The organism is Bacillus sp. FJAT-18017, from assembly GCF_001278805.1.
Classification (GTDB): domain Bacteria; phylum Bacillota; class Bacilli; order Bacillales; family Cytobacillaceae; genus Bacillus_D.
In genome coordinates, this window is sequence record NZ_CP012602.1 from 5,244,335 (window position 1) to 5,265,381 (window position 21,047).

17 protein-coding genes and 10 tRNA genes are annotated in these 21,047 nt (G+C 41.2%); 4 read left to right on the forward strand and 23 right to left on the reverse strand.

Annotated features, from left to right (window positions below; all coding sequences use genetic code 11):
• Window positions 1-522: 522 nt before the first annotated feature.
• Window positions 523-1,866, forward strand: coding sequence for a hemolysin family protein (locus AM500_RS24615; protein WP_269432542.1), 1,344 nt, complete (start codon window positions 523-525; stop codon window positions 1,864-1,866).
• A gap of 160 nt (window positions 1,867-2,026) precedes the next feature.
• On the opposite strand, the gene AM500_RS24620 is transcribed toward AM500_RS24615, so the two are convergent.
• Window positions 2,027-2,866 carry a VOC family protein gene (locus AM500_RS24620; protein WP_053601561.1) on the reverse strand — a complete coding sequence of 280 codons (840 nt, stop codon included), beginning with the start codon at window positions 2,864-2,866 and terminating at the stop codon, window positions 2,027-2,029.
• A gap of 313 nt (window positions 2,867-3,179) precedes the next feature.
• On the opposite strand from AM500_RS24620, the gene AM500_RS24625 reads away from it, so the two are divergent.
• Complete coding sequence (locus AM500_RS24625; protein ID WP_053601562.1) at window positions 3,180-3,635, forward strand: winged helix-turn-helix domain-containing protein; 456 nt, start codon at window positions 3,180-3,182, stop codon at window positions 3,633-3,635.
• A 2-nt stretch (window positions 3,636-3,637) separates the two neighbouring features.
• Window positions 3,638-4,906 carry an MFS transporter gene (locus AM500_RS24630; RefSeq protein WP_053601563.1) on the forward strand — a complete coding sequence of 423 codons (1,269 nt, stop codon included), beginning with the start codon at window positions 3,638-3,640 and terminating at the stop codon, window positions 4,904-4,906.
• A gap of 23 nt (window positions 4,907-4,929) precedes the next feature.
• Here the strand turns inward: AM500_RS24630 and AM500_RS24635 are convergent, their stop codons facing one another.
• From AM500_RS24635 to sigW, 11 genes are all read right to left on the reverse strand, one after another.
• Window positions 4,930-5,982, reverse strand: a complete 1,053-nt coding sequence (locus AM500_RS24635; RefSeq protein ID WP_053601564.1) for a GGDEF domain-containing protein — start codon at window positions 5,980-5,982, stop codon at window positions 4,930-4,932.
• Window positions 5,983-6,418: 436 nt separating this feature from the next.
• Window positions 6,419-6,691, reverse strand: coding sequence for an iron-sulfur cluster repair di-iron protein, ric (locus tag AM500_RS24640; protein ID WP_197282648.1), 273 nt, complete (start codon window positions 6,689-6,691; stop codon window positions 6,419-6,421).
• Between the two features lie 39 nt (window positions 6,692-6,730).
• Window positions 6,731-6,964, reverse strand: coding sequence for a heavy-metal-associated domain-containing protein (locus tag AM500_RS24645; RefSeq protein ID WP_053601565.1), 234 nt, complete (start codon window positions 6,962-6,964; stop codon window positions 6,731-6,733).
• Window positions 6,965-7,125: 161 nt separating this feature from the next.
• Entirely contained in the window at window positions 7,126-9,000 is a 1,875-nt protein-coding gene (locus tag AM500_RS24650; RefSeq protein WP_053601566.1) for a heavy metal translocating P-type ATPase, read from the reverse strand.
• Window positions 9,001-9,413: 413 nt separating this feature from the next.
• Entirely contained in the window at window positions 9,414-11,216 is a 1,803-nt protein-coding gene (glmS, locus tag AM500_RS24655) for a glutamine--fructose-6-phosphate transaminase (isomerizing) (RefSeq protein WP_053601567.1), read from the reverse strand.
• Window positions 11,217-11,925: 709 nt separating this feature from the next.
• Window positions 11,926-13,308, reverse strand: coding sequence for an L-cystine transporter (locus tag AM500_RS24660; RefSeq protein ID WP_053601568.1), 1,383 nt, complete (start codon window positions 13,306-13,308; stop codon window positions 11,926-11,928).
• Between the two features lie 130 nt (window positions 13,309-13,438).
• The gene (gene glmM, locus AM500_RS24665; protein WP_053601569.1) at window positions 13,439-14,788 is read right to left on the reverse strand and encodes a phosphoglucosamine mutase; all 1,350 of its coding nucleotides are present in this window, start codon (window positions 14,786-14,788) and stop codon (window positions 13,439-13,441) included.
• A gap of 37 nt (window positions 14,789-14,825) precedes the next feature.
• The gene (locus AM500_RS24670; protein WP_053601570.1) at window positions 14,826-16,061 is read right to left on the reverse strand and encodes a CdaR family protein; all 1,236 of its coding nucleotides are present in this window, start codon (window positions 16,059-16,061) and stop codon (window positions 14,826-14,828) included.
• Window positions 16,054-16,881, reverse strand: a complete 828-nt coding sequence (cdaA, locus tag AM500_RS24675; protein WP_053601571.1) for a diadenylate cyclase CdaA — start codon at window positions 16,879-16,881, stop codon at window positions 16,054-16,056. Before cdaA ends, AM500_RS24670 begins: the two co-directional genes overlap by 8 nt.
• 201 nt (window positions 16,882-17,082) lie before the next feature.
• A complete protein-coding gene (locus tag AM500_RS24680; RefSeq protein ID WP_053601572.1) occupies window positions 17,083-17,703 on the reverse strand; it encodes an anti-sigma factor family protein in 621 nt (206 codons plus the stop codon).
• Between the two features lie 13 nt (window positions 17,704-17,716).
• A complete protein-coding gene (gene sigW / locus AM500_RS24685; RefSeq protein ID WP_053601573.1) occupies window positions 17,717-18,280 on the reverse strand; it encodes an RNA polymerase sigma factor SigW in 564 nt (187 codons plus the stop codon).
• Window positions 18,281-18,453: 173 nt separating this feature from the next.
• On the opposite strand from sigW, the gene AM500_RS25265 reads away from it, so the two are divergent.
• Window positions 18,454-18,621, forward strand: coding sequence for an aspartyl-phosphate phosphatase Spo0E family protein (locus AM500_RS25265; protein ID WP_082347370.1), 168 nt, complete (start codon window positions 18,454-18,456; stop codon window positions 18,619-18,621).
• 153 nt (window positions 18,622-18,774) lie between these two features.
• On the opposite strand, the gene rocF is transcribed toward AM500_RS25265, so the two are convergent.
• The 11 genes from rocF to AM500_RS24740 all read right to left on the reverse strand — a co-directional run bounded on the left by rocF (window position 18,775) and on the right by AM500_RS24740 (window position 21,044).
• Complete coding sequence (gene rocF, locus AM500_RS24690) at window positions 18,775-19,671, reverse strand: arginase (RefSeq protein ID WP_053601574.1); 897 nt, start codon at window positions 19,669-19,671, stop codon at window positions 18,775-18,777.
• A 250-nt stretch (window positions 19,672-19,921) separates the two neighbouring features.
• A tRNA-Ala gene (locus AM500_RS24695) sits at window positions 19,922-19,997 on the reverse strand.
• Between the two features lie 5 nt (window positions 19,998-20,002).
• Window positions 20,003-20,077: transfer RNA gene (locus AM500_RS24700), tRNA-Gly, on the reverse strand.
• A 56-nt stretch (window positions 20,078-20,133) separates the two neighbouring features.
• Window positions 20,134-20,206: transfer RNA gene (locus tag AM500_RS24705), tRNA-Lys, on the reverse strand.
• A 158-nt stretch (window positions 20,207-20,364) separates the two neighbouring features.
• Window positions 20,365-20,439 (reverse strand) — tRNA-Gln (locus AM500_RS24710).
• 87 nt (window positions 20,440-20,526) lie between these two features.
• Window positions 20,527-20,611, reverse strand: a tRNA-Tyr gene (locus AM500_RS24715).
• Between the two features lie 4 nt (window positions 20,612-20,615).
• A tRNA-Thr gene (locus tag AM500_RS24720) sits at window positions 20,616-20,691 on the reverse strand.
• A 20-nt stretch (window positions 20,692-20,711) separates the two neighbouring features.
• Window positions 20,712-20,787, reverse strand: a tRNA-Val gene (locus tag AM500_RS24725).
• A gap of 3 nt (window positions 20,788-20,790) precedes the next feature.
• A tRNA-Glu gene (locus AM500_RS24730) sits at window positions 20,791-20,865 on the reverse strand.
• Window positions 20,866-20,876: 11 nt separating this feature from the next.
• A tRNA-Thr gene (locus AM500_RS24735) sits at window positions 20,877-20,949 on the reverse strand.
• Window positions 20,950-20,972: 23 nt separating this feature from the next.
• A tRNA-Asn gene (locus tag AM500_RS24740) sits at window positions 20,973-21,044 on the reverse strand.
• Window positions 21,045-21,047: the final 3 nt, after the last annotated feature.

Here is a 21,047-nt window from a genome sequence, read left to right on the forward strand (position 1 = left end):
GATTTCATCTTTAATTTCAAAAATCTCCACCATTGATTCCCCCCTTATAAAGTAAGCCAGAAGCTGAAACATCTTTGCTGGCTAAACTCCCTGCACCACCGCACTAATATATGTATATTAAACCCTCTTCTTCTATGTGTAAATTTACCCTTCTAAACAGTATACTGGAAAACCTTACAAATAACCATTGGTATAATTTAGCTATATTGTATTAAATATCCCCCTGAATCCCCCAGCGGTCCCTTTTATGCCGTTATTTCTCTGAAATAACTTTACAAGAAAATCATAACTCATTCGACAATTTGAATTTGTCGGAATTTGATAATTCTGAGGATTTATTTTCGGCATTTTCCTCCAATGTTTTTCGCCATCCTAACAGGGGAAAAGGAATACTGGTTTTGATTATTTGCCTTGAATGTTTGTAATTAGCTTATAATATAACAGAAAACTTTTAGCTAACAGCTATTTCCGGGCTGGTTAAATCATACAGGAGGTGTGACCCTAGGGTTCTCGGGGCATATAGTGACAACAACTTTAATTAATCTTTTACTTGTATTTGTTCTAATTGCTATGACCGCATTTTTTGTTGTAACTGAGTTTGCAATCGTGAAGGTGAGAGGTTCCAGGATTGATCAACTAATTGAGGAGAACAAAAAAGGCGCAAAAGCCGCTAAGCACGTCATTACCCACCTTGATGAATACTTATCTGCATGCCAGCTTGGCATTACCATTACCGCTCTGGGACTTGGCTGGTTGGGTGAACCGACTGTAGAGGCGATTTTGAAACCTATTTTCCATACTCTCAACATGAATGAACATATTGCTGAAATCCTTTCATTTGCCATTGCTTTCTCAGTCATTACCTTCCTGCACGTGGTAATTGGCGAGCTGGCACCAAAGACCTTTGCAATCCAGATGGCTGAAAAGGTAACTCTGCTGTTATCAAAACCAATTATTATTTTTTATAAAATCATGTACCCGATTATTTGGGCCTTAAATGGGTCTGCACGATTCCTTGTTGGACTTTTCGGTCTTAAACCAGCCTCAGAGCATGAACTTGCCCACTCTGAGGAAGAATTGCGCATCATCCTGTCTGAAAGCTTTGAACAGGGTGAGATCAACCAATCCGAATTAACATATGTTAACAAGATATTTGAATTTGATAACCGTATTGCTAAGGAAATCATGGTACCTCGAACTGAAATAGTTACACTTGCTATTGATGACAGCATGGCGGACATCCTGGAAACCATTCGACGTGAAAAATATACACGCTACCCTGTGGTGAATGGGGACAAGGACAATATAGCCGGTATGGTAAACATCAAAGAAATCCTGACTGCCAATTTAACGCCTGAGGCCTTACTGGATAAACCGCTTAGCAGTTTCCTCAAGCCAATCATGCATGTCATAGAAACCATTCCAATTCATGATCTTCTTGTTAAATTGCAGAAGGAGAGGACTCATATGGCGATTCTTGTTGATGAATATGGGGGAACAGCTGGCATTGTAACGGTTGAAGATATCCTTGAAGAAATTGTTGGAGAAATCCGGGATGAATTTGATGCTGATGAGGTAGCGGAAATACGGAAAATTAAAAATGGACATTATATTATGAGTGGAAAAGTTTTAATTGAAAATGTTAATGATGTACTTGGTACTTCTATTTCTGATGAGGATATCGATACGTTGGGAGGTTGGTTTCTTTCCCATACATATGATATCAAAACCGGGGACTTCATTAAGGAAGAAGGTTATACATTCAGAGTAACAGATCTTGATGGACACCAAATCCTCTATATTGAAATAATTAAAGAAAAAGATTTCAAAAACAGAGATTTAGATGAGACTGACCCTTCTTCTTAGGAAGAAGGGTTATTTTTTCAATAAGAAATGGGCAATAAATTGATGGTGACTTATCGTATCGGGGGAACAAAAGGCCGATTAGGCATATGCTTTCGAGTTGCATTCTGGTAATAGAAAAAAAGACAGGAAGCCGCATTGGTGCTTCCTGTCATCGTGATTATTAAATTGTCTGCAGCTTAACGGCTGTACCCGAAGGATCCTTTACCATATAATTATCATCAATTGCCACACCGAGAACATGGAGTTTTTTAACAACAGTCTCTCTTTGCTCCTCTGGCATAAGTAAGGTGAAGTATTTAAGTCCCACACTATTCTCATCAGGTGCAGGCGCGCCTACGCCATTCCAGGTATTCAGCCCAAGATGATGATGATAACCGCCGGTTGACATAAACAAAGCCTGTGGATATCTGCTTACTAGATCAAATCCCAGTCCCTCACCGTAAAACTTTTTGGTTTCCTGCAAATTCGCCACATGAAGATGCACATGCCCAATGATTGTCCCTGAAGGCATTCCCTGCCACTTTTCTCCTTCTGCAGCAGCCAGAATACCTTCTGCATCAATTTGCTTCGTGGCCATTTCAACCTCACTTCCATTCCAGGACCAGCCTGAAGATGGGCGGTCCGAATAAATCTCGATCCCATTTCCATCCGGATCATCTAAATATAATGCTTCGGAAACAAGATGATCCCCTGCTCCTATTGGATATTGAATCTCTAGAAGATGCCGCAATACCTTTCCTAATTCCTTCCTTGAAGGAAGAAGAATCGCATAATGATACAGGCCGCTCCTCCGTGACTGTTTTGGAATGACATTATCAGGCTGTTCCAACGTAACAAGCTGATTGCCTCCAGCTCCAAGTACGGCTTGCCGATCGGACTGTTCCAATACTTGAAAACCAATTATTTTTTTATAAAATTCAAGGGATCGTTCTAAATTTTCAACCTTTAAGTGAACGCCGCCTATAAACGTATTTGGGTAAGTATGAAATTTCTGTTCCATATTTGTACCCCTCTCATAATTTAGTTACTTTATGTAAGTAAGTATACTTTCATTATCAAGTTGTGTCAACCTTAAAATTCCCTATCCTTGCCATGTTTAAGCATGGAGCCTTTAGGAGGATTTCTACCCCTTCCTGCTCCTTTTAAATCATTTCCTTACCGTAGGTTGATTTATATAGTCATTTACTATGTATAGAAAATAAAATTCCTTTTTTTTCAATTAAAGGTTGCATTCTAATTATTTAGAACGTAAAGTAAAATTAAATCAAAATACTTTTTTAGAAAGAAGTGCAATAAAATTGGAATATAGGATTATGGACATAACCTTGGAACAGCAGAAACTAATATCAACACCTTTACGTGTGAAAATTATCTATCTCTTAAGCGAGCAGGCAATGACGGCTAAACAGGTTGCTGATGAACTAGGAAAAACAGCTGGGAGCATCCACTACCATATTCAGCAGCTTTTTAAGGGAGGGATTCTGGACCTAACAGAAACTAAGGAAAATAAGGGGATTGTCGAGAAATACTACCGCTCAAAAGCAACACACTTTAACTTAAAAGAGCGCAGTGAAGGAACGAAGCCAATGGGAGTTACCACAAAAGGCATAAGCCTCGAATTTACGGAAGAAGAATTGAAGGAGTTCGAAGACGATTTTGACTCCCTTCTCGAAAAATGGCTAAAGAGAACCGTGGCTCATAAGAACGGAAGAGCATCTTATGATCTTTCATTAGTATTCAAAAAACTATTACCTGGAGAGGAAGTATAATCTTGAAACAAGCAGTTAAAAGAAATTTATTTCTTTTCGTACCTGCTAAAATGGTCGCGGTTCTCGGCTCCTCAATTTACGGCTTTGCAATTGGACTTTATATTCTTGAACAAACCGGCTCAAGCCTCAACTTTGCCATTACATTGTTAATGTCGGCTCTTCCAAGGGTTCTTCTCTCACCTGTTGCAGGGGCTCTAGCAGATCGGTATGACCGAAAGAAAATTATTATCTTTAGCGACTTTGGCTGTGCCATATGGCTAGGGATAATCCTTGTCCTTTTTACCTTTGTTACACAGGATATTTGGCTGCTGTATATAGCTTCAGCAATTCTTACTACATTAAACACCTTTTATTCCAATGCAGTCACATCCACAATTTTTAATATGGTTGGTCCAGATAATATCCAAAAGGCAATGTCACTGAACCAGTCCGCCGCTTCCATGTCCGCCATCCTCGGCCCGGTTCTTGGCGGTGCCTTTTTCGGTTTTATGCCAATCACTACCTTCATGGCAATAAATATTGCTGCCTTTTCCATTTCAGGCATTCTCAGCTTGTTTATCCGGTACAATCTCTTTGCCGAGAAAAAGGATTTAACAGAAAGAACTGGTTTCTTTCAGGATTTAAAGGAAGGCTTTATCTATGTTAGAAATGAACCGTTCATTAAGCATCTAATTTTTTTCGCAATTTGGCTGAATTTTTGGTTTACAGCCTTTCCAGTTGCCCTGCCTTATTTGGTCTTAGTCGTTCGCAACATGCCCTCGTATCAATTAGGAATTATCGAAGGTTCGTTTTCAGTAGGGACTCTCCTAATGGCTTTAATTTTGTCTGTCCGGCCGGAAATTAAGAAGAAAGAGTTTGCGATCCTTAGCGGTATAACAGGTATGTCCATTGCATTAATACTTATGGGTCTTCCCAGTCTCCCAGTAGCTTCAGGCATACCCAACACAGCCATATTCATATACTTAATCGCCCTTGTCCTAATTAGCTCTTCTTTATCGATGGTCATAAACATGCCTATCTTTGTCCTGCTGCAGAAGAAAACCCCGGATGAACTTCGGGGACGGGTGATGTCTCTATTGGAAACTGGAGCAAGCGGGATGACACCGGTAGGGCTTATTTTGTTCGGTGTTCTATTTGAAATTCTTCCCGCATGGATGTTAATGGCCATCAGCGGAGCAGCAATCCTTCTCCTGGTTACTTATCACGTCTGGAAAAAAACATTCTCACGTTACCTGCGTGAAGATTCTGTTCCTGCCCAATCAGGACTGTAAGAAACCATAGTAAAAGCACCGGCTCATCCAGCCGGTGCTTCATGTAAATAAACTTTATTTCTCCCAAGTTGTTTTGATGTATAAAGAGCTTTATCAGCCCGGTCCAAAAGACTGACAATCGTATCGCCCTTTTTATATCCTGCAATCCCAAAGCTGGAGGTAATCTTTCCAACAACCTTGAATTCATGAGTTTCAATTACTTTGCGCAGCCCTTCAGCAAGAATGACCGCTTCCTTCTCAGGTTTTTGAATGATCACGATAAATTCTTCCCCTCCCCATCTTCCAAAAAGCTCACCTGCACCAAGATTCTTTTCAATTAAGGAGACAATTTCCTTTAACGCTTCATCCCCTACATGATGTCCATATCGATCGTTAATAGCTTTGAAGTGGTCAATATCAAAAAATGCCACAGAAAAAGCATTATTACTATAAGAGCAATTCTCAATACATCCTTCTAGCCAAGTATCTATCTGATGGCGGTTTGCTATCCCGGTCAAGGAATCCGTATACGCATCCCGTTTTGCCGCAGCCAGTTCCTTATATACACCAAAAAGGTACTGTGTAAAATAAAGCATGACTATATAAACAATAGTTGCAACATAATATTGGATAAACGAGTCCATAGCCTCTGCCGAGATTTTACCCGCGTTTAGTATGCCTGGTATTAATGTAAGCCCAAGAATTGTAAATGCGACTATCAAACTATATTTCCTTCTAGTCGAAACAAAAATGTACATCATAATGACTGGCATCCAAATGATGAAATCTCCAAGCGAGTTTTCCCCGGCTTCTAAAATAACTTTATTAACTGCATCATAGAACGTAATTATATGGTAAAGGCTTACTATAATTACACTTACAGACTCAACCAGGCGAAGTTGATTTTTATACAATAATAACCAGGAAATACTGAACCACACGATAAGAACAGTGTTGATTACAGTTCCGACTATGTGCTCGTTGCCTGACGAGTTTTGCAAGAAGTTATTTAATAACAATGAAACGAGGAGGCAGGGAATGATCCATAAATATATTGTGCGTTTTAAGGAGCTAAACGTCTCGAATTTATTCTTCATGCCAACTACCTCCTTTTTCTTTAACTTTATTTTGTTATTATTTTCAAAAACTTTCTTCAACTTAAATATACTATAATTTCTTCATTCGTCTATCGGAAAAATGGACTATTGCAATACTTTTTCTATGATAAGGGGTTACATTACTTCTTGGCTCTCTCTCCTTTTAATTTCATTTTTTGTTCTCCTCCGAAAATTATATGATTGATCCGATCTTCTCAATTAGAAGTTGAAAATGAGATACAAAAAGAGCAGAAGATTAACAATCAATCCTCCCGCTCTTTTTTCACACTACTATTTTCAATCCAGCATACGGCTTATACAGATTTTACTTTTGTGTTAATCACAGGTTTCCCAGGCCTTCAATAGCCTTTTCAATATTTATTTCTCCCTCTTATTCTCTTTTTTATGATAAGAGCTTTCTGCCTCTGATAACATATTATTTACGGCTGCATGCATACGTTTCACATACATCTCCAGGAATCATGTAGTTATCTGTAATGTTGCGCAACTGAGTAAACTCCGCTTCCAAGTTGGGTTTGTTTGTGCCAGCCTTTTTTACTTTTTCATTCATTCCTTCAAATAGAGCACGAACTGCAAAAGCCTCCGGGTGATTGTTACCATGGGCACGGATGATCGCACCAGAGTATAAATCCAACTTCGGAAAATAATCAACGACAACCTCGCTAAAGGTCCTCACTTGTTCTGACATTATTGGGTTCCACTCCCTTAATGAATTTTGTTATCCGCCTTATGAGGATTTTACCTTTGATTTGATGACCGGATAGCCCAACTCTTCAATAGCTTTTTCAATATCTCCTATCATCAATGTTTCTGAATCAAAATCTGCTTTCACTTTACTAGAATTGAATAATACCGTTACACTTTCTTGTTTGATCCCCCTCAATCCTTTTACAGCATTCTCAATTTTTTGCATACAAGATGGACAAGATAATGTTTCTAATTGAATGACTGCTTTTTGCACGCTGATCTCTCCTTTCTTTAATATAGAGGCTTCGTTGTTCTTCTCTTCACAAATCAAGTATAGCCCTGTTTCGTTTTTAAAAAATTGATAGAAATCAAGTTTTGCGGTAAGACAGCTTGAAATATGGTCAATACCTTTTAAGCAGGTTCAGCCGTTTCTATTTAGGCTTCTCCAACAGTCCTTTTTCCTCCCAATCGATATCTCAGCAATCTCATGCCGTTCACGATCACTACGAGGATACTAGCTTCATGAACCAACATGCCGATGGAAATGTTCATCCATTCACTAAAGAATACGCTAACAAGTAAAACTAATACCACACCTACAGCAATAGCGATATTTTGTTTCATGTTGCTTGCAGTTGCCTTTGTTAACCCTAAAGCATGTGATAAGTTACTGAAGTTGGAATTCATCAAGACTACGTCAGATGTTTCAATCGCAACATCTGTTCCGCTGCCCATTGCGATGCCGATATTTGCGAGGGCTAGTGAAGGGCTGTCGTTGACCCCATCACCAACAAAAGCAACGATGTGTCCTTCTGTTTGCATTTTTTTGATATACGCGGATTTATCTTCTGGCAACATATGTCCATGTGCTTCAGTAAGCCTAAGTTCACGAGCAACTAAATCAACTGTTCCTTGGTTGTCTCCCGAGAGGACCACGAGGTTTTTCACTCCTGAATCCTTAAATGTTTGAAGTTCTTCACTCACACCTGCACGGATTTGGTCACGAATGCCCATCAGGATTTCCACTTTCCCATCGATTGCAGTCAGGACTAAAGAGTTTCCATTTTCCTCAAAACGCTTAAGATCTAATTTTGCTTTTTGGCTAAATTCAATTTTTTCTCTTTCCATTAAAGTGACATTTCCTACTGCCACGCGACGGCCATTTACCTTTGCGACAATTCCGCTGCCTCTAACCACCTCTGTTTCTTCTACTGGATAGGTAGTAATCTCGCCGATGTCTTTTATAACAGCCTTTGCAAGTGGGTGATCTGACTCACGTTCTACACTTGCCAGGTATCCCAGCAGTTCCTTGCTGTTTTCTCCATAGTATTCACTTTCCGCTACCTCAGGGGTTCCTGCAGTCAATGTGCCTGTTTTATCAAATACCATTGTATCCACCCTGCTGAAATCATTGATAACTTCACTGCCTTTTAGGAGTATGCCATTACGCGCACCATTTCCGATACCCGCAACATTTGAAACGGGTACCCCAATAACCAGCGCACCAGGGCATCCTAAAACCAAAATGGTTATGGCCAGTTCTATGTTCCGTGAGAATAGCCAAACGATGAATGCCAGGACTAGAACTGCAGGAGTATAATATTTGGAGAATCGGTCGATGAATCGCTCTGCTTCTGACTTGGAGTCCTGAGCCTCTTCTACCAATTCAATGATTTTACCGAATGTTGTATCTTCTCCGACCCGGTCTGCCCGAATTTGAATTGTTCCATTTTCCAAAATGGTCCCTGCAAAAACTTCAGAATCAATTGCTTTATTCACTGGTACTGATTCACCTGTGATGCTAGCTTCATTGACATGGCCTTCTCCGATTATAACTGTCCCATCAACAGGAATTTTTGCCCCGGTTTTAACAAGCAAAATGTCTCCTTCGTCCACCTCATCAACATCCACTTCTTCGAATTCGCCATTATCCACTCGCTTCCACGCACTTTCTGGTGCCATTTCTGTAAGTTCTTTGATGGCAGATCTTGTTTTGTTTAATGTGCGTTGTTCCAGGAAAGAACCGAATAGGAATAAGAAAGTAACAATTGCGGATTCTTCGTAGTTTTGTATCAAAAAAGCTCCTATAACGGCAATGGTGACTAACACATCAATGCTGACAACTTTTACTTTTAAGGCTTGATATGCTTGAATGGCAATTGGCGCCGCTCCAAAGATGGAAGCGATAATGAATGACCAAGTAAATAAAATCGTGTTATCTAAAGCAAAATTGCTTATTAGTCCAAGTACAATAAATATTCCACTAATCAGCGTAATTAGATTCTTCCTACCCAATACAAACCTTAGCATTTATTTCCCTCCTTTAATTACCTTCTGTTGATGGCTTTATTATAGGACGGTTATCGATATTAAAAATTGATGGGAATCAATTTTTGACATTCTTTTGTATTTCTCCTTAACGGCTTTTACTTTTGTTAGATGACTGAATAGCCACGTTCAATACAGTTCCACAAACTTTTTCCCCTATGCTTTAAGCAATCCCTTCCGCTCTGGCTCCAAAAGGGAAGAGAATTATTTACTGAATTCAGTCCTAATTTGCATTTAAAAAATATGAACAAATAAAAAAAGAACCGAGAAAACGTACAAACTGTACGCCTCCCGATTCTGATTGCTTATAATCATTATATTTGACTTCTTTCCCGTTCAGATACCAACTTAAATTACAGTGATAGAATGACAAAAACTGTTTCTATTTACCATGATTATTCCACAGTAACAGATTTCGCCAAGTTTCTTGGCTTATCTACGTCACAGTCGCGGTGCAGGGCTGCGTAGTATGCAAGCAGCTGGAGCGGAATGACAGAAACAAGTGGTGTCAGCATATCATGGACAGCTGGAATTACGAAGCTATCTTCATCTGTTTCAAGGCCCTTCATGGAGATGATACAAGGGTTCGCACCACGTGCAGCAACCTCTTTAACATTTCCCCGGATGCTTAAGTTTACTTTTTCCTGAGTTGCAAGGGCAATGACAGGAGTTCCTTCTTCAATTAGCGCAATGGTGCCGTGTTTCAACTCACCACCGGCGAATCCTTCAGCCTGGATATATGAAATTTCCTTCAGCTTAAGCGCACCTTCCATGCCGACATAATAATCGACTGCCCTTCCGATAAAAAAGGCGTTGCGAGTAACAGTCAGGAATTCACGGGAAATGTGCTCAATGATTTCTTTGGTATCACACAGTACTTCCATTGCATTTGCAACAATTCCTAATTCCTTGACAAGGTCAAATCCTATTTCAAGACCGCGGCTCTTCGCGGTTACTTCGGCTAAAATTGCAAGTACAGCCAACTGGGCGGTATAAGCCTTCGTTGAAGCTACTGCAATCTCCGGGCCGGCATGAAGCAGCAATGTGAAATCTGCTTCCCGGGATAGGGTGGAGCCCGGAACATTTGTAATGGTAAGTGCAGGATGGCCCATTTCTTTTATCTGGACAAGCACAGCACGGCTGTCTGCTGTTTCACCGCTCTGCGAAATAAATACAAACAAAGGCTTTTCCGAAAGAAGCGGCATATTATAGCCAAATTCGCTTGAGATATGAACCTCAACCGGTACTTTGGCAAGTGTTTCAATTAATTGTTTTCCTACAAGGCCTGCATGATAAGAAGTCCCAGCTGCAATAATATAAATCCTATCGGATTGCTTGATTGCCTTAACAATATCCTCATCAATAGACAATTCGCCGTTATCATTTTGGTACTTCTGAATGATTTTACGCATGACAAGCGGCTGCTCATCAATTTCCTTGAGCATATAGTGAGGGTATGTGCCTTTTTCAATATCACTTGCGTCAAGTTCCGCCTTATATGGATTGCGGCTAATTGTTTCACCCTCAAGAGTCTGAATTTCAACAGAATCCTTTTTTACAATCACGATTTCTTTATCCATAAGTTCAACGTACTGGTCAGTCACCTGAAGCATTGCCATCGCATCGCTGGCAACTACGTTAAACCCATCGCCAAGTCCAACAAGGAGCGGGCTTTTATTTTTCGCTACATAAATTGTTTCCTTATCCTCACTGTCGAGAAGTCCCAGTGCATATGAGCCTTTAAGCAGGCCCAATACTTTACGGAAGGATTCAAGAGCCGTCAGTCCATCCTTTGCAAAAAGCTCAACCATCTGGACAATAACTTCTGTATCAGTATCACTATCGAGCTTAACATCAATCAAATATTCACGTTTTAGCTCTTCATAGTTTTCTATTACACCATTATGAACAAGTGTGAACCTTGATGCGTTACTTTGATGAGGGTGTGCATTTCTTTTGCTGGGTGCTCCGTGGGTAGCCCAACGAGTGTGGCCAATCCCTGCGTTTGCTTCAACGCCTAGATCAACAATTTTGCGGAGATCTGCAATTCGCCCTTTCTCCTTAAACACGCTAACCCCGTTTTCGTTCATTACAGCAATCCCGGCAGAGTCATACCCGCGATATTCAAGCTTCTCAAGGCCTTTAAGCAATATCTCTTTTGAATCCTGACTTCCGATATATCCAACGATTCCACACATAATCTCTTATCCTCCTGTATCAGAGGGCAAGACAGTACCGAGGGCACAGCTTGCCCCCTATCCCTGTTTAATAAATGGAACGGCTCCTACATTCATGCCTATTCCTTTTGCGCATCTTGCAGCTCTTTGTCCATCAAGTTGCCCTGATGTTTTTAAGCAGCAAGAGTCAGCCGTGCGCTGCGGCTGGGAGGCATCCGCCGAAACTTCGATAAACCTCCACCTCGTCAACTAATCCCTTTTTCCGATCCGGATTAGTCCTGGCGCTTTTAGTATGTGTAAACCACTGCCCACCTTTCCATTTTTGAATAGGCTGGTTGCATCTTACAAAAACCAGCAAGACTCATCTTACATGAGAATAATACTTACGTCAAGATGTAAAGTTTTTCCTTCCTATACCCAAAATTGGCTGAATCACAAACTAGACAATCTTCATGATTGGGCTATGTTAAACAATTCTATAAAAAAGGAGAGTAAGGGATACGTCATTATAAAATAAAATATGCATAAGGGAATAAGTACGTTCCCTTATGCATCAAGTTAGATAAAGTGAAACTACAATCCATGGGGGTTTCTTCATCCCCACGGATTGTTAGTTGAACGAATCGGGCGCTTACGGGCTGTTGTCCCCTGTCTAAAGCTTTTACGAATATTCTAAGGCCCTTCAAGTGGGGGAACTTACAGCCCGTTAATACAGGATAAAACACTAACTTTATGCCTCTGCAACGGTAGGCCGACTGTAGACATTTTCATCCAGCTCACCTGTCACTTTACTTGTAAGTACTCCTGATGTCATTGCACCACTTACATTTAGCGCGGTCCTTCCCATATCGATCAAAGGCTCAACCGAAATTAGAAGGCCGACAATGGCGACTGGAAGGTTCATGACCGAAAGGACGATCAATGCAGCAAATGTAGCACCTCCACCAACACCAGCTACACCGAAAGAACTGATTGTCACTACCAGAATCAGTGTCACAATAAAGGAAATGCTAGTCGGATCAATCCCTGCTGCAGGGGCCACCATGACAGCAAGCATTGCCGGATAAATACCCGCGCACCCATTTTGGCCGATGGTGAGTCCAAATGAGCCGGAAAAATTGGCAATTCCCTCCGAGACACCAAAATCCTTTGTCTGTGTCTTAAGAGTTAACGGCAATGTACCCGCGCTTGAACGGGATGAAAAGGCAAACGATAAAGTGGGTAATCCTTTTTTTACATAAAGGGCCGGACTAACCTTAGCTAGTGCCAAGAGTGCCAAATGAACAATAAACATAAGAATAAGTGCAACATAGGATGCGATTACAAACTTGCCCAAATTAACAATCGCGGCATAATCACTTGTCGCTGCGGCCTTTGCAATAATTGCAAGGATACCGTACGGTGTAAGCCTTAAGATTAATGTAACAACCCTCATGATAATCGAATAAAGTGTATCAATTATTTTTGCAAAAAACTCTGCGCGTTCCGGTTCTTTCCCCCTAATCCCAAGATAAGCAACTCCAATAAACGCTGCAAATAGCACGACCCCAATAGTTGAAGTCGCCCTTGCCCCAGTCAGGTCAGCAAATGGATTTCCCGGGAACATTTCAAGGATTTGCTGGGGGATGGTCATATTTTCTACAGTGACGACCCTTTCCTTCAATAGTTCATTACGTGCCGCTTCAGCTTCTCCCTCAGTTAATTGGGCCCCTTCAAGGCCAAATCCCAAGGCAGATCCAATACCAATTGCTGCTGATATTGCTGTCGTACCCAATAGCAGACCAATAACCAGGAAGCTGATCCTACCAATATTTTTAGTTAATTTGAGTTTTGTAAATGCACCGACGACCGAAATGAAAATAAGCGGCATTACAATCATTTGCAGCAGTTTAACATAACCTGTACCAACGATTGATAGCCAGCCCATTGTTACTGTTGTAACCTCTGATGCTGTACCATAAAGTAAGTGAATCGCTGTTCCGAATACAACCCCTAATCCCAAACCCGTAAATACACGCTTTGAAAAAGAAACATGCTTTTTTTGCATTACTAAAAGCCCGTACATTAGCAATAAGAGAACCGCAACATTCACGATAACAAATAACGTATTCATCCTCTTTCCTCCCTCCTAGTTAATACTCTATCTGTATGAGCAAATCATTCTAATTATTCTTACGTGCGAGGTTGGTTTTATCGATTTACAGTAAAAAAGCATTGGCTTAGTGAGCCAATGCTTTACAAACTTATTCTTCTAATCCCATTTCCTCTTTTACTACCTTAACAATTCTATTCACATAATTAGAGCATTGCTCCTCGGTTGGAGCTTCAGCCATTACTCGGACGAGCGGCTCTGTACCAGAAGGGCGAACAAGAATCCGGCCGTCACCTGCCATTTCTTTTTCTACCTCTTCAATTATGGCTTTTACCTTCTCATTATCTGTAACATGATGCTTGTCTGTTACTCTAACATTAACAAGCAGCTGTGGAAACTTCTTAAACTCATTCGCGAGCTCAGATAAAGGCTTTTTTGTGGTTTTCATAATATTTACAAGCTGTAGGCCGGTTAACAGCCCATCTCCAGTTGTATTGTAATCAAGGAAAATAATATGGCCTGATTGCTCTCCGCCAAGATTAAAGCCATTTTTCTTCATTTCTTCGACAACATATCGGTCTCCTACAGCTGTTTGAGCACTTTGGATGCCATTCTTTTCAAGAGCTTTATAAAATCCGAGGTTACTCATGACAGTAGAAACAACCGTGGAATGCTTCAGCCTGTTTTGTTCTTTCAAATACTTTCCACAAATATAAAGAATTTGGTCCCCATCAACGACTTCACCATTTTCATCAATTGCAATCATTCTGTCTCCATCGCCATCGAAAGCAAGGCCGATATCCGCTCCCTTTTCTTTGACAAATGCAGCCAGTGCTTCAGGGTGAGTTGAGCCAACTCCGGCGTTTATATTCAAGCCATTAGGAGATGCCCCCATGGTGGAAATATCGGCATCCAAGTCTGCAAACAAATGAGTAGCAAGTGATGAGGTTGCACCATGGGCACAATCCAAGGCAACATGAATTCCCGAAAAGTCTTCATCTACTGTTTGTTTCAAATATTGAAGGTATTTTTGGCCGCCTTCAAAATAATCATTTACCTGGCCCAATTCCCCTCCTACAGGACGAGGAAGCTCATCAGAAGGTAGATCCATCAGTTTCTCAATTTCAGCTTCTTGTTCGTCTGAAAGCTTAAATCCATCGGGGCCAAAAAATTTAATTCCATTATCCTGAACAGGGTTGTGCGAGGCAGAAATCATAACTCCAGCCTGGGCTCCAAGTGCCTTTGTCAAGAATGCTACTCCTGGTGTCGATATAACGCCAAGTCTCATTACCTCCGCACCTATTGAAAGAAGTCCGGCAACCAGTGCTCCTTCAAGCATATGCCCGGAAATTCTGGTATCCCGCCCAATAATTACTTTCGGGCGGTCCTTATCCTTAGTAAGGACAAAACCTCCAAAGCGTCCCAATCTAAACGCCAATTCAGGTGTCAGTTCACTATTTGCGACTCCGCGCACTCCGTCGGTACCGAAATATTTTCCCATTTTCACAATCGCTCCTTCTGCTAAATCCAATCGAATATTAGACATCCGTATTTGTAATTGTCACTGTTGCTGTGGACTGGGCCATCCTCCATGAAACCCCATCAGGCCCATCAACTCGTATTTGAACATCATGCTCGCCTTCTTCAAGTCCGGCTAATTCAACAAAGAGCCGAAAATCGTCTGGTTCAAGCGTGTTGACCTGTTCTGCGGGGCCATACACGAGCAGGCTTGTACGACCATCCTTTGGAGTTTCAAACGTAACTTCAGCCCCCTCTGAAAGACCAGTAACATTGACCGGAATAGAAGAGAGACTGACCTCTTCTTCAGCTTTTTGGACATTCACTGTAATTTTGACCAATTCCGGAGAAACAGCTGTTATACCCTTTGATATAATAACTGGCACTGTTACTGTCGTGCTTTTTGTAATCTTGCTCAAGTCAATTTCCGCACGCACCGCATCCGTATTCGCCAATATATTCTCATCTGCTGTTATTACCGCTTCCTTAGTATCGGATTCTATCGATTCCAGGACCAGCCCTTTAGGTAAACTTCCTTTTTCGACTATATTTATTGGAACTTTCTTCGTCAAGCTTTTTACAGGTATCGTTACTTCCACCGCTTCTGGTTCCACAATAACATCGAGTTTATTTAAGTCCTTATCAAGTACACGTATATTTGCATCTCGTGTTGTTGTTTCTGAAATCGGCTCCTTTAAATCTAAAGTGGCCTTTACATAGGTAATACTTTCAATAACATCACGAGGACCAGTTATTTTTACTCTTTCTGGTTTAATCTGCGGTGGAGATGCGCCGAACCCATCCAAGACCTTTCCTGAATCGTATTCCGCTTCCACTTTGAATTCACGGGTGATCCGCTCCTGAATCGTAATGTTAACAGAGGCGGGGGACAGTTTTGCGTCCAGTTTATCAGAGAGTTTCCTAATCTTTAACTTTACGTTTCGTTTGCCTACCTCTGCATCAGACAACTCTACATAAACCTCGAAATTCTTAAGAGTCTTTGCATTTTGAACATGGCTTTTAGGACCTGAAACCTGTACATTGACCGTCTCAGGCAAGCCTGTGACAATAAGATTCTTAGTATCATAATAGGCATTTAGCGGAACATCTTCTATTGTTTCTGTCGTTTCATCTCCTGGTACATAAATTTCTTTTAGCTGGTTTCCCGCTTTTTCAGGAACAGAAGAATAGAGCAGGAAGGCTAGCAGGAGGGCAACGACCTTAACAAACCAGCTGTTGTCCAGCAATCTATCCATTTTTCTTCATCCTCCAATTCCACCGGTTTGAAGAAGCAGGCTTAGATTTTTCAGGACCTGCCAATTCCGTTGTAACCATTTCCTTAAAAGCATCCATACTGAGATCCCGGTAAAGCTCACCATTCTTTGTTAAAGAAACTGCACCGGTCTCCTCCGATACAACTATTGTAATACTATCCGTAACCTCGCTAATCCCCAAAGCAGCTCTGTGCCTTGTCCCAAGTTCTTTTGAAATGAAGGGACTTTCTGATAGCGGAAGGTAGCAGGCTGCAGCCGCAACATTGTTTTTTTGTAAAATTACGGCCCCGTCATGCAAAGGCGTGTTCGGGATAAAGATATTGATCAGAAGCTCCGATGAAATTTTCCCATCCAGCCTTATGCCTGTTTCAATATAATCTGTCATTCCCGTTTCCCGTTCAACTGAAATCAGAGCCCCAATCCGCCGTTTCGCCATGTAATCCACGGCTTTTACAATGGCTGTAGTCGTCTTCTCCAGCTCCTCTTCTTCCTGGCTGCCGCTCCTAGAAAAGAAACGTCCCCGTCCCAGCTGTTCAAGCGCTCTCCTTAGCTCAGGCTGAAAAATAATGATAATCGCAAGGAATCCCCATGTGATAATGTTATCAACAATCCAGCTTAACGTTTTAAGCCCTAGGAAGTCACTTAACACTTTGACTAAAAGAATCACAAAAATTCCTTTAAGTAGTTGGACTGCCTTCGTTCCTTTTATAAGCATGATTAATTTATATACGACATACCAGACAATGGCGATATCGACAATACCGGCCAAGTAGTCAAATAGCGAAATATCTCCAAACGGCATTGGCTTTCCTCCGGTAATTTAATATGTAGGGCCCATTATTGGGAGTATCTATTTAGATAAATGTAACTTTCTCATTATAACACAAAATACGCTACACTTATCATATTCATTTGTTACGGGAGAAATCCTGCTGAAACAATATAAGGCATCGGTATAGCACCGATGCCTGTTTTAAAAAATACAGCCCCTAAACCACCGAGTTTACTCATTCTGTCCCAGTCCAACAAGATTGGTGGCAGCTTTCTTAATATGGTACCAGATTAAGTCAAAGGTTTTATCGACCTTTTCAATTTTACCAGTTACATTTCCTGCTGAGGCCAAATAATTTTCACCATTAATGACTGTTACATCTCCTTGGACTTCGCCTTCTATCTTAATATCCCCATTCTTTACTACTAAGTCCCCCTTGACAACCTTGCCTTCAGGAACTATGACCGTGTCATTTTGTATTACTACCTGGTCAGCGTTCGTTGTAGAGAATTCTTGATCGGTATTGCCCGCAATTGAAAAGAGGCTCCCTGCCATAAGGACAACAAATACAGCTGCCGCAGAAACGATAGGGTGTCCTTTCATCCAACGCTGGATCCCCACCTTCCTTTTTTCTCTTGGGAGTTTCGCCATAACTGACTCGGTAAATCCCTGTGGCGCCTGTATATGGGATGTACTTTTAACAAGAGCGACAGACTTTTCAAGTTCATGAAAAAGCCTTTGGCAATCTTTACAGGTGCCAAAGTGTTCCTTTAACAATTGTTCATGTTCTGGTTCAATATCTTCATCCAGGTAGTCGTGCATGTAGCCAATGATTTGATCAGGGCATTTCATACTAGTTCACCTCTCACACATGTCGTAACTGTTTTCTTAATGCTTCACGTCCTCTATGAATCCGGGTCTTTACCGTCCCTAGAGGCAAATCCAATATTTCACTTATTTCATTTAATGAGAGTTCATCAATATACTTAAGAACAATTGCTGATCTGTATTTGTCAGGAAGTTTTAAAATTTCTTGTTGTATGGTTTCCTGAAGCTCCATTTTCTCCAATTCCTTTTCAGGAAGCGGTGTTTCTGATGGTATACGTGAATAGAGATTCAACCCTTCGGTTCCAGCCATTTCCGCATCCAGGTAAAAATCCGGTTTTTTCTTTCTAATCCGGTCTATACATAAGTTGGTTGCAATCCGATATAGCCAGGTTGAAAATTTATATTCCTGATTATAGCTATTAATATTTACATATGCCCGGATAAACGCTTCTTGAGCGATGTCCTCCGCCTCATGTCTGTTGCCAAGCATCCGAAAGGCCAGTTGGAACAGTTTGTCTTTATAGATTTCAACAATCTCTGCAAAAGCGTCCTGGTCACCTTTTTTTACTTGTTTTATCCTTTTTTTCACAAGAGCATCCAATGGTTTACCTCCGCCTCCAATTGCGGCTATGCGATTTTACGAATCGCTTGCAAAAAGGTTTCATTTATTTAAAAACAATTTTATCAAAATCTTGGCAATTATGGTGTAGAAAGGTTTAAAAATCACAAATAACGGAGATAAAAATAGTAAATTTTTAAAAGGGAATGGTAAATATGAGCTATCAGCTTACAAAATTGGCCCAAGATATAGAAATGTCCAGGAAAGAAATGGTCCAGCTTGCTTCCAACACCCCACTAACCGATCAAAATGTTGTTGAAGCAAGTGCAAAATTAGATAACCTGCTGAACACATATCACTTAATGATCACCAAAAAGGCCTGAATCCCCATAAAGGAATAGTGGTAATTAAAAACCAGCAGTCCCAAAGTATTTGGCCTGCTGGTTTTTTAATTTTTGAAGAAAATCGGATGTTGAATGGACACTAAAAAAAGAGAAAGGATCAACATACCGATCTTATTAGTTTAATTTAATCTATTAAAGCAGCTTCTCCCCAAATAGCGAACCCATCAACTCCACTGCTACAGTAGCTGTCTTATTTCGCTCATCCAATATAGGATTTACTTCCACAAATTCAGCTGATGTGATGATTTCAGCCTCTGCAAGCATCTCCATTGCCAGATGACTTTCTCGGTACGTTATTCCGCCATATACAGGAGTACCAACACCAGGGCAGTCAAGTGGGTCAAGCGCATCCAGATCAAGTGATAAATGGACACCGTCCGTTTTAGTTTTAAGATAAGAAATTGTTTCTTCAATCACTTTAGCCATACCCATTCTATCAATTTCGTGCATGGTATATACTTTAATGCCCTTTTCTTTAATTAAATCCTTTTCGCCCTCATCCAATGCTCTTGCACCAATAATAACAATATTCTCGGGTTTTATCTTTGGGCTGTAACCGCCAATTTCGGTTAATTTCTTATGGCCGAGACCAAGACTGACTGCAAGAGGCATCCCATGAATATTTCCTGATGGAGAGGTGTCTGCTGTATTTAAGTCGCCATGCGCATCATACCAGATGACACCTAAGTTATTGTAATGCTTTCCAATACCTGCAAGTGTCCCAATCGCTATACTATGATCTCCACCCAGAACAAGCGGGAAAGCCCCTTTCGCCACTACTTGATCCACTATATCAGCTAACTGCTCACTTTTTTCAGTTATCAATTCCAAGTTGCGCAAATTGGACTGTTGATCAATAACAACCTCTGGGCGCCCAATTGCAATATCCCCTAAATCCTCTATTTGATCAAACAAAATCCTTAACCTTTCCACTACCTCTGCATAGCGTATTGCACTCGGTCCCATATCCACGCCTCGTCGCAATTGCCCCAGGTCCATAGGCATGCCGATTATAGACAATCTCTTCATCTTTTCCCCCCCTTTGTATTTCTTTCATTTTAACCTCTATGAGCAAATTGACTCAACACAGCAGAGCACTGCATATATATACAGTACTCACTATAATAAATGGCTGTATTCCAACTGATGTTACATTCAAATCCTTTTGCTTCTATCTTAAGAAACCAATCATTCAACCCACATAGAATCAAAGCCTTGAAATAAAAAAAAGCCTTAAATTCAATGAATTTAAGGCTGAAATGGTCTTATGTATGTGTGATGGTGGAGCCTAGCGGGATCGAACCGCTGACCTCCTGCGTGCAAAGCAGGCGCTCTCCCAGCTGAGCTAAGGCCCCAGTCATGGAGCGGAAGACGGGGCTCGAACCCGCGACCCCCACCTTGGCAAGGTGATGTTCTACCACTGAACTACTTCCGCACTCTGTAATAAGTATAACTAAAAATAGTAAAATGGACAATGATATAATTATAAGGTGAGCCATGAAGGACTCGAACCTTCGACCCTCTGATTAAAAGTCAGATGCTCTACCAACTGAGCTAATGGCTCGAACTAAGAAACAACCTACAGCCAAGTTTGGCAAAAAGTCAGATGCTCGAAATAAAGTTATCAGCAGCGTAACCCTATGCGCCACTCGTATCTGCTAGCTTATGTAATGGCTTGAAAGAGTTTTGCTTATTTATGCGAATGAGCCGCAAAATAAAAAATGGCTGGGCTAGCTGGATTCGAACCAACGAATGACGGAGTCAAAGTCCGTTGCCTTACCGCTTGGCTATAGCCCAATAATTATTTTCAGCTCTTTAAAAGTCAATAAACTTAAAAAGAACATACATAGTATGCCTCTAAATATTGAAGCATATTCAAAAAAATGGTGGAGGGGGACGGATTCGAACCGCCGAACCCCGAGGGAGCGGATTTACAGTCCGCCGCGTTTAGCCACTTCGCTACCCCTCCAAAATGGTGCCGGCTAGAGGACTTGAACCCCCAACCTACTGATTACAAGTCAGTTGCTCTACCAATTGAGCTAAACCGGCATTTTTTAAAAAATATTAAATGGTGGAGGATGACGGGATCGAACCGCCGACCCTCTGCTTGTAAGGCAGATGCTCTCCCAGCTGAGCTAATCCTCCATATGGTGACCCCTACGGGATTCGAACCCGTGTTACCGCCGTGAAAGGGCGGTGTCTTAACCGCTTGACCAAGGGGCCTTCAAAAAATAAGCTTCCAAGCGGGCTCGAACCGCTGACCTCTTCCTTACCATGGAAGTGCTCTACCTACTGAGCTATGGAAGCATTATTTAATAATGCATAAAAGGCTCCGCAGGTAGGACTCGAACCTACGACCGATCGGTTAACAGCCGATTGCTCTACCACTGAGCTACTGCGGAATA